The organism is Gammaproteobacteria bacterium, assembly GCA_041395445.1.
In the GTDB taxonomy this organism is placed as follows: Bacteria; Pseudomonadota; Gammaproteobacteria; order Xanthomonadales; family Marinicellaceae; genus NORP309.
Window position 1 is genome coordinate 56,356 of record JAWLAO010000007.1, and the last position, 13,669, is coordinate 70,024.

12 protein-coding genes and 1 pseudogene are annotated in these 13,669 nt (G+C 39.2%); 7 read left to right on the forward strand and 6 right to left on the reverse strand.

The features are described from left to right. Positions 1–30: 30 nt before the first annotated feature. The 4 genes from thrA to R3F25_11460 all read right to left on the reverse strand — a co-directional run bounded on the left by thrA (position 31) and on the right by R3F25_11460 (position 4,623). The gene (thrA, locus tag R3F25_11445; GenBank protein ID MEZ5497419.1) at positions 31–2,490 is read right to left on the reverse strand and encodes a bifunctional aspartate kinase/homoserine dehydrogenase I; all 2,460 of its coding nucleotides are present in this window, start codon (positions 2,488–2,490) and stop codon (positions 31–33) included. 75 nt (positions 2,491–2,565) lie between these two features. Further along, complete coding sequence (locus R3F25_11450) at positions 2,566–3,414, reverse strand: hypothetical protein (protein MEZ5497420.1); 849 nt, start codon at positions 3,412–3,414, stop codon at positions 2,566–2,568. Between the two features lie 142 nt (positions 3,415–3,556). Continuing rightward, on the reverse strand, positions 3,557–4,015 hold the full coding sequence (locus tag R3F25_11455) for a DUF6491 family protein (protein MEZ5497421.1): 459 nt from the start codon (positions 4,013–4,015) through the stop codon (positions 3,557–3,559). 20 nt (positions 4,016–4,035) lie between these two features. Beyond that, on the reverse strand, positions 4,036–4,623 hold the full coding sequence (locus R3F25_11460; GenBank protein MEZ5497422.1) for a nitroreductase: 588 nt from the start codon (positions 4,621–4,623) through the stop codon (positions 4,036–4,038). Between the two features lie 90 nt (positions 4,624–4,713). On the opposite strand from R3F25_11460, the gene R3F25_11465 reads away from it, so the two are divergent. The 4 genes from R3F25_11465 (at position 4,714) to R3F25_11480 (ending at position 7,910) form a co-directional block, all read left to right on the forward strand. Further along, positions 4,714–5,829, forward strand: a complete 1,116-nt coding sequence (locus R3F25_11465) for an NAD(P) transhydrogenase subunit alpha (protein ID MEZ5497423.1) — start codon at positions 4,714–4,716, stop codon at positions 5,827–5,829. A gap of 1 nt (position 5,830) precedes the next feature. Beyond that, entirely contained in the window at positions 5,831–6,139 is a 309-nt protein-coding gene (locus tag R3F25_11470; GenBank protein ID MEZ5497424.1) for an NAD(P) transhydrogenase subunit alpha, read from the forward strand. Beyond that, a complete protein-coding gene (locus R3F25_11475; GenBank protein MEZ5497425.1) occupies positions 6,139–7,527 on the forward strand; it encodes an NAD(P)(+) transhydrogenase (Re/Si-specific) subunit beta in 1,389 nt (462 codons plus the stop codon). Before R3F25_11470 ends, R3F25_11475 begins: the two co-directional genes overlap by 1 nt. Positions 7,528–7,688: 161 nt before the next feature. Then, a complete protein-coding gene (locus R3F25_11480) occupies positions 7,689–7,910 on the forward strand; it encodes a hypothetical protein (protein ID MEZ5497426.1) in 222 nt (73 codons plus the stop codon). A gap of 349 nt (positions 7,911–8,259) precedes the next feature. On the opposite strand, the pseudogene R3F25_11485 reads toward R3F25_11480, so the two are convergent. Beyond that, positions 8,260–9,239: pseudogene (locus tag R3F25_11485) on the reverse strand (IS5 family transposase). A gap of 99 nt (positions 9,240–9,338) precedes the next feature. Between R3F25_11485 and R3F25_11490 the strand changes: the two are divergent. Beyond that, positions 9,339–9,593 carry a GFA family protein gene (locus R3F25_11490; protein MEZ5497427.1) on the forward strand — a complete coding sequence of 85 codons (255 nt, stop codon included), beginning with the start codon at positions 9,339–9,341 and terminating at the stop codon, positions 9,591–9,593. Here the strand turns inward: R3F25_11490 and R3F25_11495 are convergent, their stop codons facing one another. Then, the gene (locus R3F25_11495; protein ID MEZ5497428.1) at positions 9,594–11,537 is read right to left on the reverse strand and encodes an acetoacetate--CoA ligase; all 1,944 of its coding nucleotides are present in this window, start codon (positions 11,535–11,537) and stop codon (positions 9,594–9,596) included. 196 nt (positions 11,538–11,733) lie between these two features. Between R3F25_11495 and R3F25_11500 the strand changes: the two genes are divergently transcribed. Both R3F25_11500 and R3F25_11505 read left to right on the forward strand, forming a co-directional pair. Next, positions 11,734–11,958, forward strand: coding sequence for a hypothetical protein (locus R3F25_11500; protein ID MEZ5497429.1), 225 nt, complete (start codon positions 11,734–11,736; stop codon positions 11,956–11,958). 569 nt (positions 11,959–12,527) lie between these two features. Then, entirely contained in the window at positions 12,528–13,628 is a 1,101-nt protein-coding gene (locus tag R3F25_11505) for a pre-peptidase C-terminal domain-containing protein (GenBank protein ID MEZ5497430.1), read from the forward strand. The last annotated feature ends 41 nt before the right edge of the window (positions 13,629–13,669 follow it).

Sequence of the window (13,669 nt, forward strand, 5' to 3'; positions counted from 1 at the left end):
ATTCAGAATGGTTGAAAGCAGTTTTGAAGTTTAAACAAAACTGCTTTTTGCCGGCAGGATTTTCATAACATCTGCAAAAATTCCTGCCGCTGTGACATTAGCACCGGCACCATATCCACGCAGAACCATCGGAATCGGCTGGTAATAATGGCTGTAGAATGAAATGGCATTCTCACCATCTTTTACCGCATAAAGAGCAGAATCAGCAGAGACTTTGACAATTTTTACCGAGCAATTTTCTCCATCTACAATACCAATATATCTTAGTACACAATTATCTTGTGCGGCTTCTTGGGTGAGTTGGTTGATAGATTCATCTAAAGACGGCAGCTTTTGCATAAACTCATCGGTGGTTTTGCAAGCATTGAGCTCATCGGTCAATAATGATTCCACATTAACATTTTCCAGTTCCAGATTGAGTCCGGCTTCTCTGGCAATAATCAGAACTTTACGGGCGATATCCATCCCGGATAAGTCATCTCTGGGATCAGGTTCGGTGAAGCCTTTTTCTTTTGCTTTGGTAACGGCCTCTGATAATGACATGCCTTCATCCAGTTTGCCGAAGATATAAGACATCGATCCGGATAAAATTCCTTCAAACTTAATCAACTTATCACCGGCACGAAGCAAATTTCTGAACGTATCAATAACCGGCAACCCAGCACCGACATTGGTTTCGTAATTAAACTGACGATTCGTTTTAAGAGCTGTATTTTTGAGTTTTATGTAATAAGAGTAGTCTAAAGTGTTCGCTTTTTTATTGGCGGCTACGACATGATAACCGGCTTTAAAGAAGTCAAGGTAAGCAGAGGCAACGCTTTCAGATGATGTGCAGTCAACAATGATTGGATTAATCATGTTTGTTTGCTGTCTGAAAGTTTTCAGTTTCTCTCTGCTTATATCTTGCAAATCGGTTTTCATCAGCTCTCTGTAATTGGCAATGTCAATTCCTGTGCCATCGAGTAAAGCTCCTTTGGAATTGACAATTCCGCAGACTTTGATATTAATGTTTTGTTTTTGCAGATACTCATGTTGCTTCTCAATTTGTTTCAGGAACGCTTCGCCAACTAATCCGCAACCGACGAGAATGATTTCGACTTGTTGAACCGAATTAAAAAATAATTGGTGACAGCTATTTAAAGCTCGTTGGGTGCGATTTTCTTCAATCACTGCGGAAATCGAGCGTTCATTGGAGCCTTGCGCAATGGCTACAATGTTGACGTTGGCAACGGCGAGAGACTGAAAAAATTGAGCGGCTGTGCCACGGCGTTTTTTCATGTTGTCGGAAATCAAGGTTATTACCGAAAGGTTGTCTCTGAAATTGATTGGCTCCAGCATGTTGTTTTTGATTTCAAGTTCAAAAGCCTTTTGCAGACATGACTGGGCTTTGTCTTTGGATTGAGTATCAATACAAAAACTGATTGAATATTCTGAGGAAGACTGGGTAATCAAGACAATACTGATATTTTGTTCGGACATCGCATCAAAAACTCGTGCTGCCATGCCGACCATGCCTTTCATTCCCGGACCACTCACAGTCACCATAGTGATGTTATGTAAACTTGAAATAGCAGTCGCAAAATTTTGTGTTTGGTGTGATTGGTGGCTAATGAGTGTTCCTTGACAATCTACATTAAAAGTGTTGCGAATAGTGCAGGGAATATTCGCTTGCATCAATGGCGTGATGGTTTTCGGATGCAATACGCTGGCTCCGAAATAGGAAAGCTCCATGGCTTCGTGATAACTGAGTTGCGGTATCAGGTATGCAGATTCAATCTCGTTGGGATTGGCATTGAAAACACCGTCAACATCGGTCCATATCTGGCAATTTTCGGCATTTAACGCAATTGCAAGAAGTGCTGATGAATAGTCCGAGCCATTCCTGCCAAGAGTGGTCGGCTGTCCGTATTGATCCGATGCAGTGAATCCAGGCATCAATAATACGTCTGCTTGAGTGTCTTTGCGTTTTGACAAATTGACTTTTGTTTTTTCAATATCAACATCGCCTTTAAAAATATCATTACCAGTTTTTATGCATTCTCTGGCATCTATGATTTCAACTTTTAATCCTTGTGAAAACAGCAATGAATACATAATCGCAATTGACAATTGCTCACCTAGCGTGACTAGCCAAGCGTAAATATTGTCGGGACATTGCTGAAGCAGCTCAATTCCTTGTAACTTGGCTTCGGCTTCTCTAAACAGATAATTGATGCTAGTTAGTTGTCTTTGGGCTTCCAATGCACAGGCACAATTGAGTTGAACGAGTGTTTGTTGGTGATTGTTTTCTAATATCTGCAAATGATGCTTCCAGTCATCACCACACTTAGCCATTTCGATAATTGAAATTAACTCGTCAGTTGTTTTACCCATTGCGGAGAGTACAACAGCTGTTTTGCTGTTTTTTGATGATTCTAAAATGATGTTTGCAACAGTTTGCAGTCTCTCGGAATTGGCTAACGATGTGCCTCCAAATTTATGAATTAGCATCTTCTAATATACTTTTGGTTAAAAATCGAACTATAGCAAATGCAGCAAGCAATCACTATGGGAAAATTGAAAATGTTATAAATTGTGCTGGAATTTGATGTACTGCACGTTTCCTGTCATGCTTTCGAATGACGAGGAATTGTTGCTTGATGAATCTTTATTAAATCTTTTTTTAGACCCGAGAGAGATTGTGGTTTCATCGGAAAAGTGCCAGTCGAGTTCAAAACCTAATCTTGAGTTTTCCATAAAGTTTTCAGTATCATCTTCAACAAAAAAATCGGTATTGACTGATGCTCCAAATTTATTGTTTCTGATACCGAAACCGAATGATGTGGTTGTGACTTCTTCGTTATTGAAGCCAATGGAATCAGCACCATCTATTTGTCCGTAATCAAAGTTCAGGTTTAATTTATACTCGTCACCTAATCCCAGTTCAGATGAAATACCCAGTTTGTAGCCTGAAAAATTCCGGTTAAGATCTGAGGAAAGATTTAAACCATTTTGGCTAATATTCAAGGATTTATTCAAACCTGGAAAGTAAAGAGATTTAGAGTTGACAGGATTGAAGGAATCAGAACCACGACCAGGCTCATTTGATACCAGATAATTATCAAACACATTCAGGCTTAAACTGACTTTATCTCTAAAATTCCATGCGAATGATATTTCATTATTCAATAAAACATCTTCATTGTTTAAAACTTGAAAACTCTTGTCGGCCTGAGTGACTTTGGTTTTAATCCAATCTGAAGTGTTGTCTTTTCTCGTGAAAGAACCTATAGGGTTATATTGTACTTGTTTTTCAAGAGAGGATTCTGTTGTGTCATTAACTAATATTATTGAGCTATTTTCAGCATAAGCAGCACCATTGCCCAGCAATGCAAGAGCAGATAGAGTGCATATTTTGAAAAAGGTTCTGTTCATATCTAAATGTTAATAATTACAACAAGTTACAATAAGTATTTAATCTTTAACTATATGTTTCTTTGCGATACTACCAATTATACACATAAAAATCAACTAAAACGTGAATTGGTTCAAGTAATTTAACATTTGTTAAAAATCGTTATTTTTCATCACTTTGCTTCATAACTTTTCCTAAATCTAATATTTCTTGTTTTTGCTCTTTAGTGATTGGATAGATTTCATCAATGGTACATTTAAAATGCGGATTATTTGGTACAATGATGCTGTCAAATTTACTGTTGAGTTTTGTGCTGAAAGACTGATTCAAGGCAATGTTATGGGTAATGTCTAAATCATTACAGTAACTTGCCAGTGTCAATAAATAGGATTTTTTATGGTTGCTATCAATAATAAGATGTTTGTTATCTAATTCAGCCCAACCCATAAATTTAAAAGTGTTAATACTTTTAACCGATTGTAAATTATTATTGCTGATATATTCTGCATAAGGCATATAGCTTTTATTTCCTTTGTTTTGCGTATTTGCGCATGCAGAAATAAAAACTACTATAAAGCTTATCAATGAAATTGTTAGAATTTTCTGACTTGTTGTGTTCATCTTGATTCTCGCTATTTGATTTAAATTGATCTGTAATATGTTACTTTTTCATCGATGTTAGGGCGGGTTCGATCTTTAGGAATACACTCCGGAGTTCCAATGTGAAAGAATCCAGCTATGGATTCATGAGCTTTTAACCCTAACTGATTCTTTGCTTCCTTATCAAATGCGCACCAGTTGGTCACCCACTGACTACCAAATCCCAAGGCGGAGCTTGCAATGTTAATATGTTGACAAACCGCACCACATGATAAAAGTTGCTCAAAAACCGGAGTTCTGTGTTCGACCGGTGAAAATACCACCACAATCACCAATGGTGCATGTGAGTAACGCATTTTCTCAGCCTGAATTTGTTCTTCTGTTAAATCACATTGCTTTTGGCGGATAGCACAGAAGGTTTCTCCAAGTTTCTTGCGCTCTTCGTCTTTGACAATTATAAACCTCCAAGGTTCCAGTTTTCTGTGATCGGGGACGCGACAGGCAATTTCAAGAATGGTGTTTAATTGCTCATCAGATGGACCCGGTTTTGTAAGGTTTCTGGACAGAACTGAACGACGGTTCAACAACAGTTCTAATGCTGATATGTTTTGGTTGGTAGATGTATTCATAAGTAATCGCTAATATAATCGAATAAGGGTTTGCATCATTGGCTAAATACTAGCATAATAATGTGTGATTAAAACAAGAAAGGGTAGTTTATGTCAATAACTGTTGGATTTGTTAGTGAGGTGACAGAACTGGAGCGAAGAGTTGCGCTGGTGCCGGAAACCGCTAAAAAAATAATAAAAGCAGGATGGAAAGTTCTCATGCAATCAGGGGCCGGAAATGCTGCCGGATTCTTGGATGCAGATTATGACGGATGTGAAATTGTAAAAGATGCAAACGCTGTCTTATCTAAAGCAGATGTGATTGTATGTATCTCAGCACCATCCAATGAAACAATCACAAATATGAAGAATGACTCAGTCCTGTTAGGAATGATTGCTCCATTTGCTGATAAAGACCGTTACGAAACGGCAAATAAGAAAAATATCACCATTTTTTCAATGGAGTTAGTTCCAAGAACTTCAAGAGCTCAGTCAATGGATGCGTTATCTTCGCAAGCCTCAGCAGCCGGTTACAAAGCGGTTTTGATGGCAGCTGTTGAAGCTCCCAAATTTTTGCCAATGCTGACAACGGCAGCCGGTACAATCAGACCTTCTCAGGTATTGGTTATTGGAGCAGGTGTTGCGGGACTTCAAGCCATTGCAACTGCAAAAAGACTGGGTGCAATGGTTATGGGCTATGATGTTCGCCCGGAAACCGTTGAGCAGGTTAAATCTTTAGGTGCGAAATTCCTCGATTTAGGCGTTGAGGCCGTTGGTGAAGGTGGCTATGCTCGCGATTTAACCGATGAAGAGAAACAGCAACAACAAAACGCTTTAAGCGATTACTTGAAAAAGGTTGATATTTTGATTACAACGGCGGCGGTTCCCGGCCGTCCGGCTCCTCGTTTGATTACTGAGGAAATGACAAAAAATCTGAGACCGGGTACAGTTGTTGTGGATTTAGGAGCAGAGGGTGGCGGAAATGTCGCATTAACCGAAAAAGGCAAAACCGTCGTGAAAAACGGTGTGACTTATGTTGGTCCGGTTAATTTGGCTGGGACATTAAGCATTCATGCGAGTGAAATGTATTCACGAAATGTGTGGAATTTACTGTCTTTGATGAACAAAGATGGTGGATTTGAAATCAATTGGGAAGATGATATTTTGGCAGGAAGTAACGTAACAAAAGATGGGCAGACCGTTCATCCAATGGTAGTGGGGAAATAATATGATTGACGGATTTGTAGCACTTTATGTTTTTATGTTAGCGGCATTTGTCGGGAATGAAATTATTTCCAAAGTGCCGGTTGTATTGCATACGCCTTTGATGTCCGGCTCGAATTTTATTCACGGTATTGTGCTGGTTGGAGCTATGGTGGCATTGGGACATGCAGATACACAGCTTGAAAAGGTATTTGGTTTTATTGCTGTGTTTTTAGGAGCCGGTAATGCTGCCGGAGGTTACGTTGTGACGGAACGAATGCTGGAAATGTTCAAGAGTAAGAAAAAAGATAAAAAAGCAGAGGGAGAGAAATAATGGGTGGTTTTTTCAGTATGTCTCTGTTGATTAAAGTCAGTTACTTTGTCGCAGCGGTGTTATTCATTGTTGGTTTAAGACGTATGAGTGCTCCGGCGACCGCTCGTGGTGGTATTGTTTGGGCCGGTGTGGGAATGGTAATTGCCACATTGGCTACGTTCTTTACTGATGGAATGCATAATCAGGTTTTAATTATTTCAGCTCTAGCCAGTGCCACAGTTCTTGCGTGGATTAGCGGTAAAAAAGTAGCAATGACCGATATGCCACAAATGGTGGCTCTATATAACGGTATGGGCGGTGGTTCAGCTGCATTTATTGGCGCAATGGAATTATTCAAAGCAGCGAATACGGCACACTCCATGTCTCCGGTTGCGACAACTCTGGCATTGGTTGGTGTGTTTATTGGTGGGATTTCATTGAGTGGTTCTTTGATTGCATTTGGAAAACTACAAGGTCTCATTGATAAGCGTTATACATTTCCGGGACAAAATATTTTCAACGCGTTATTCGCAATTGCTGTAATAGCAGCCGGTGTTTATACCTACATGCACATGGAAACCATGAATATCTGGATATTTTTCGGTGGCGCTTTGGTTCTAGGCATTTTAATGACCATGCCGATTGGCGGTGCAGATATGCCGGTTGTGATTTCGCTTTATAACGCATTCACCGGACTGGCTGTGTCTTTCGAAGGTTATGTGCTACAGAATGAAGCCATGATAATTGCCGGTATGCTAGTTGGTGCTGCGGGTACTTTATTGACCCAACTCATGGCGAAAGCTATGAACCGCTCTTTGGGCAATGTACTGTTTGGTTCAATGGGTGGCGGAGAGTCTGCCTCCGGCGGTGAACAAGGCGAAATGAAAGAAGTTGAAGGAACTGATGCTGCAATTATGATGGCATACTCAGAGCGCGTTATTATCGTTCCCGGCTATGGTTTGGCTGTTGCTCAGGCTCAACATAAATTATGGGAACTAACACAAATGCTGACAAATAACGGTGTAGATGTTAAATTTGCTATTCATCCGGTTGCAGGTCGTATGCCGGGACACATGAATGTGTTACTGGCTGAAGCCGGTGTTCCTTACGATATGATTGAAGATATGGAAGATATCAATCCTCAATTCAATCAGGCTGATGTTGCCTTGGTTATCGGGGCAAATGACGTTGTTAACCCGGCAGCGCGTGATGATCCCGGCTCAACTATTTACGGAATGCCAATTCTGGAAGTGGATAACTCAAAAAATGTGATTGTTATCAAACGTGGTCGCGGAACTGGTTTTGCCGGGATTCAAAATGGCTTGTTCTTCAAGGATAATACCAAGATGCTATTTGGCGATGCACAAGATGCTGTCAGTGAGCTCATTCAAGGAATGAAAGAGCTTTGATTGAGTAGGTGTCATGAATCAAAAAAGGGCAGGCAATTCTGCCCTTTTTTATATGCAATACTCAATTTTCTTATCCAATTTCCACTAATATAAATTGACACCTATCAAGTAAATTCTAAATTCCAACTGCAACCCGTTCAATTGTTGATGATCCTGTATTTGTGAATCCAGGTAATAGGGATTTTCATATTGACTCGGCTCTTTCACCGGCTGTTGACTATTGTGATAATTCAAAAGCAGGGACTTTGCAACAAGATATAGACTATGAAATTCGAGGTTGGGATGATCCCAATGTACCGGGGAATGTTTTTGGAGCTTTTGATGTTGGTGCCGATGAAACTTATGAGAATGATGTGATTTTCAGAAACGGATTCGAACCATAACAAGATTTGTTAAAAAATAACCTTAAACTTACTTTACAAAGATATAATAGAAATCTCAAGATAAGGTCAGAGGAGTGCTTTGGATAAAAAACAAGTGAAAGGCAGTTGTTTATGTGGTGAGGTTAGTTATCAATATTCAGGTGATGCAATGGTTTTTCAATACTGCCACTGCTCCAGATGTCGGAAATTTACAGGTTCGGCTCATGCTTCAAATATTATTATAAGAGACCTTTGCTTGATTCATAAAAATTTCTGATTTTTTCGATTTTCGATAAAAAACCACTATTTGTTCCGATTTTCTTAATCCCGACTAGCTTTTTGAGGGCTAATCGGGGTGTTTTGCCATATTTCAGGCACAACTATTTTGTATTTTTACCGCTCTTTTAAGGTTATATGCCATGGCAGCAAAGCCTATTGATGTATGTAATTGCATTAATCCTCCATGTCTGCTTTGGCAATGCCATAATGTAGCTTCAGAATGCCGAACACACTTTAACACGGTTCCTAACTTGAGACCTCCAAGTATTTGCCAGCCTTTGTTTCTCCAGTCAGAGGCTTGTTGCGGTGGGCTCGCTCGTGTATTTCATTTTTTATTTTGTTCCTTTGAAGATACTCATCATGTTCCTTGCTTTTATAGGCACTATCAGCATAAGCTTGAGATTCCTCTCCTGTAGTGTTCTTAAATTGTTTAGAATCAATGCTCATTGGCAGGCAGTACAGGTGTATTTTGTAAAAAAGGCATCTTCATCACTGTTACCATGAAGTTTAAAACCATAAGTGGTTTTGAGCTTCTCATCTGAACCTTTTTACTGGTATAAGCAGCATCTTTATCCTGTGTATTCTCACCGCTTTTTCCATTTTTAGGACGAGAGTTTTTTTGGCTTCGATTATTGTGGCGTCAATAATACTGACTCCTCCGGCTCCTAATCATAATGTTTTGTTCCAAAGTTGTTGGTTGATTTCTTCAAATAAAACTTCTGCCAGTTTTAATTTTCCAATCAGTTTATGGAAACGCCAGATAACAGTATGATCCGGTGTTCCATCACTTAAACCAAGTCCGGTAAAACGACGAAATAATAAATCTCGTGCCAATTGTTTTTCCATGCCTTCATCACTCAGTCTATACCATTGTTGCAGTAACATGATTTTAAACATTAATAGCGGAGGCCATGCCGGCTCTCCTCGTTTGGATGAAAACATATCTCTCAGATGAGCTTCAATTCGACTCCAGTCCAGTAATTCATGAATATCATCGAGTTCTTCAAGGGATTTATGGTGACTAGCTAATGAGTCGGCTAAGCTTGATTGGCTAAGTTGTTTCCAAGACATGATTTTAATAAATTTTGTGAACTATGGTAGTTTAACATTTTTTCAAATTTCTTGTGTTTCGAGCAAAGGTCTCTATAAGTCCGGAACAGTTATCAGTGGATAACCGGTGAGGAAATGGTCGGAAGGTATGAACTCCCTGAAACGAAACATTTTGCCACATCTTTTTGTAAGAAATGTGGTTCTTCATTACCATGGAATACTCAGAGTGGAAAGGCGGTTGTTGTTCCGGCAGGCACATTGGATGATGATCCTGATATAAAACCAAGGCACAATATCTTTTATGCAAACAAAGCACCGTGGTACGAAGAGGTCGGTTGCCTGAATAAATTCGATGCTTCTCCAGTAAAAGATTAATTAACTTTGTAACTGCTTTAAATTTCGATACTGTTCCAATGCTTCCGGATTTGCGAGTGCGTCGGTGTTGTTTACAGGGCGATTGTGGATAACATTACGAACTGCTATTTCAACAATTTTGCCGCTCAAGGTTTTTGGAATCGCTGTCACCTGAATCACTTTCGCTGGGACATGGCGTGGAGTGGTGTTACTGCGAATTGTGGTTTTAATTTTATTTGTTAATTCTTCATTGAGTTGCATCTTATTTTGAAGAACAACAAATAATATCACGCGAACATCTCCATCCCAGTCTTGGCCAACAGCGATAGATTCTATCACTTCCGGTAATTTTTCCACTTGGCGATAAATTTCGGCAGTACCGATTCGTACTCCACCTGGGTTGAGGGTGGCATCAGACCGACCATAAATTGTTAATCCGTGGTTTTCAGTAATTTTGGCTAAATCGCCGTGACACCAGATATTGTCAAATTTGTCGAAATAGGCACTTTTGTATTTTTCATCATTGCTATCGTTCCAGAATTTCACCGGCATCGCAGGAAAAGCATTCATACAGGATAGTTCTCCGGCTTCATTAAATACTCTTTCTCCGTCATCGCTGAGAATAGCGACGTCCAAACCCAGCCCTAAACATTGGAGTTCACCTTTGTAAACCGGAAGTGCGGGATTTCCAAGAGCAAAGCAAGAACAAATATCTGTCCCACCGGAAATTGAAGACAAACAAACATCCGATTTCCAGTTGTTATAGACGAAATCGTAGTTTTCCGGCATCAAAGGTGAGCCTGTGGAAAAGATAGTTGTTAGATTTTCAAACTGACGGTTATGATTCGGAATCACTCCTGCTTTCTCAATCGCAGAAATCCACTTGGCACTGGTTCCAAAATGTGTAATTTTGTATTTTTCAACCATATCCAGCAAGCGATTGCCATCGGGATAGAATGGAGAACCGTCATAAATAAACAAACCCGCACCTGTTGTCAGTGTCGAAACCATCCAGTTCCACATCATCCAGCCGCAAGTGGTGAAATAAAACAGTTTGCTTTCCTCTGTCACATTACTGTGCAGAACCAGTTCTTTCTTGTGTTGCAGTAGAATTCCACCATGTCCATGAACAATACACTTTGGCTTACCGGTTGTTCCGGAAGAATAAAGAATATATAAAGGATGTTTAAACTCGACCGGCTCGAAATAAACCTCTTGATTGTTGTTATTTAGAGCGTTACTCCAGACAGTTACATCGCTATTTTCGGTTTTGGGGTTCACAAATGGAATTAAAATAACATCTTCAATCGACGGGATTTTCTCTCTGATAATTTTAACTTTTTCGAGGCAATCATGAGCTTTGCCATTGTAATAATAGGCGTCAGTAGTGAATAAAATTTTTGCTTCCACTTGTCCAAAACGATCCACTACACCTTCAAAACCGAAATCCGGTGAGGTCGAAGTCCAAATGGCTCCGAGCGAAGTTGTTGCCAGCATGGCAATGATTGTTTGTGGAATGTTCGGTAAAAAACCGGCAACCACATCGTCTTTTTTGATACCTTTTTGTTTCAGAAAAAACTGTAATCGCGCAACTTGAGAATAAATATCCTGATATGAATATTGGCAATATTCTCTTTTTTCATTTTCAAACTCAATAGCGATTTTGTCGCTACGGTTTTTTAGAATGTTCTGAGCATAATTTAATGTTCCACCAACAAACCACTCGCTATCGATTTTGTGACTCCCTTCGACAAAAACAGTATCAGATTGCCTGATAAAATCAATTTCACAAAACTCAACAACAGCCTGCCAGAAATGACTGGCTTCATTGATTGAAAATTGATGCAACTGCTGATAATTGTTGATGTTCAATTCATATTTGCTATTTACAAACTCTATAAATTTGGTGATTTGTAAGTTACTGATAGATTCTGAATTGGGTTTCCAAATAGCTATTTGTGACATGAGTTGTATGCTGAATATCTGATTTTCGCTATTTTATCAGAGCTGGTATTGTGTGTCATTATTCATAAATTATGAAACTTAATCTTTAAGATTTAAAGAAAGCTTGATTAAGGATTAAGTTTATATCAAATATTATTTTTCTAAATGGAATAAATAATCCTTGGGTGATATAATTTTTCCTTTTGGGAGGAATGTAATGAGGATTATCAACACATTATTTTTATTGATGTTAGTCATTTTAGTGTCTGCGATTAAAGCAGAAGTAGTAGATGTTGAAGAGGACTTTCTAAAGCAAAATTATAAGCCGGCTCCAAACCCGCAGGGCCGTGTTTATACTTCGATTGAAACTGCAGATGAGGAGCAAAGAAAAGAAGCCGCTTATGATATTAGAGCAGTATTTATGAAGTTAAACCATTTGTAGAAAAGCCTCAAATGACCGCCTGATTCTGGGATAGGAACTGCTCAATTAGCGGCGAAGCTCTTTATTCTGAGAGTTTAGAAAATACTTTAGGTGTAGGTCCAACAGCTCCGACCCCATATTTGGATACAACCAGCTATCCATGGAATACCATCCTAAACTGGTGACGATGCGTTTTAATGTTGGCGGTACTGATTATTATTACAATTGTAGTGCTTGGTCAGCAGGTAACTTTCATCTTGTGACCTGGGGCATTGTATTTATAACTTTGATCCCAATGATGATGGTGATCGGATCAGAAATGGGCTGATGATGTTTGGGCAATTCCGGCACAAACGGATAAGGTTGCTCCTTTGATTGCGGAACGGGCTATTGTGGTGATTGGCCTTATGGGCATGCAAGGGCGACTCGCGAGATCTTATTCTGGTTGGACTGTCGATCATAATCATGATCATGATTGGGGTGTAATTATATGGATCGAGGAAATATGGGTCAAAGAACCGGTTGGATGGGCAGAGACAGCACTCCGGGTGCTTCTGTTAAATTTTAATTGGTTATCATTGAAACACCGTATGTCCCAGATGGCTACAGTTGTTCAATATAAAGGTTTTGATTCCAATAATGTAGTTAGTACTACCGATTTTCGTATTGAACTGAGTGCATTTATTTATGGAGGCCATAGTGGCGGACCATCGTGGAAATACGTTGATGGAAATAGATACGTTGTCGGTATTCATTCAACATCCAATCGTGTGGGATCGGCTCACGATACTCTGTTAACGACCGGGAAGAGAACTGATTTGGACAATTTTATGACAGCCGATGTAACAATACGTCCACCAACAAACATGGTTGATATTACGGAATATTTGTTTGATGGAGTTCCTCATAAAAGTATTAGTAAGACGCTAGTTGGAAAAGGGGAGCATTTGACAATGGACTATTCTGTTTTGAATGCAGGTTTTACCAATTTAACCAACGATATTCCTGTTTTTATTATGGCATCAACGAATGAGTTGATTTCGACAAGCGATACCTTGATTGGCTCAGATTTACACTCAGATGATATCTCAACTTATACTTTTCGTACATTTACAAGTGATGTAACTATTCCAAATAGTTTGGCAGCCGGTGATTATACTTTAGGTGTTTTGATGTCGGTGAATGGTGAGTATGGTAACGAATTGTTATGTAATGGAACAGCTTGTTCGAACAATATTGCGGTAGCTAATCAAGTTTTGACGGTAGAAGATTGTATTGTTGATGCTTATGAGGATGATGAAATTGCTCTGTTGGGTACAGTTTTGAATTCAGGGACACCTCAAGCACATAACATTTGTGCAACAGGTGATAAGGACTGGTATCGATTTACCATTCCAAGTGGTGATAATGCAGATGTTGTTCTTAGAACTTTTGGGACTTCTGGTGATACCGAAATGTTTTTATATAGATATAATCCTTTTCCAACTCTTGAGCTAATTGAATCAGATGATGACTCAGGCCCATCGTTATTTTCAACAATCGACAGAACTTGCGATACAGATCCTTTGTCACCGGGAACTTATTATGTGAAAGTTGAAGAGCATCTAAATAATTCCAGAATAGCAGAATACAATATGGTTGCTGATTATGTTCATTGTGGAGATTTAATATTCAAAGATGGCTTTGAATAATTTTTAACACAATAAAAGAAACATGATAAAGCCGGTTTGAT

Coding starts and splice junctions, on each gene's coding strand:
- R3F25_11460 (MEZ5497422.1), bottom strand. CDS start 4,623: ATGAATACATCTACCAACCAAAACATATCAGCATTAGAACTGTTGTTG.
- R3F25_11470 (MEZ5497424.1), top strand. CDS start 5,831: ATGATTGACGGATTTGTAGCACTTTATGTTTTTATGTTAGCGGCATTT.
- thrA (MEZ5497419.1), bottom strand. CDS start 2,490: ATGCTAATTCATAAATTTGGAGGCACATCGTTAGCCAATTCCGAGAGA.
- R3F25_11465 (MEZ5497423.1), top strand. CDS start 4,714: ATGTCAATAACTGTTGGATTTGTTAGTGAGGTGACAGAACTGGAGCGA.
- R3F25_11500 (MEZ5497429.1), top strand. CDS start 11,734: ATGAGGATTATCAACACATTATTTTTATTGATGTTAGTCATTTTAGTG.
- R3F25_11455 (MEZ5497421.1), bottom strand. CDS start 4,015: ATGAACACAACAAGTCAGAAAATTCTAACAATTTCATTGATAAGCTTT.
- R3F25_11450 (MEZ5497420.1), bottom strand. CDS start 3,414: ATGAACAGAACCTTTTTCAAAATATGCACTCTATCTGCTCTTGCATTG.
- R3F25_11495 (MEZ5497428.1), bottom strand. CDS start 11,537: ATGTCACAAATAGCTATTTGGAAACCCAATTCAGAATCTATCAGTAAC.
- R3F25_11505 (MEZ5497430.1), top strand. CDS start 12,528: ATGTCCCAGATGGCTACAGTTGTTCAATATAAAGGTTTTGATTCCAAT.
- R3F25_11475 (MEZ5497425.1), top strand. CDS start 6,139: ATGGGTGGTTTTTTCAGTATGTCTCTGTTGATTAAAGTCAGTTACTTT.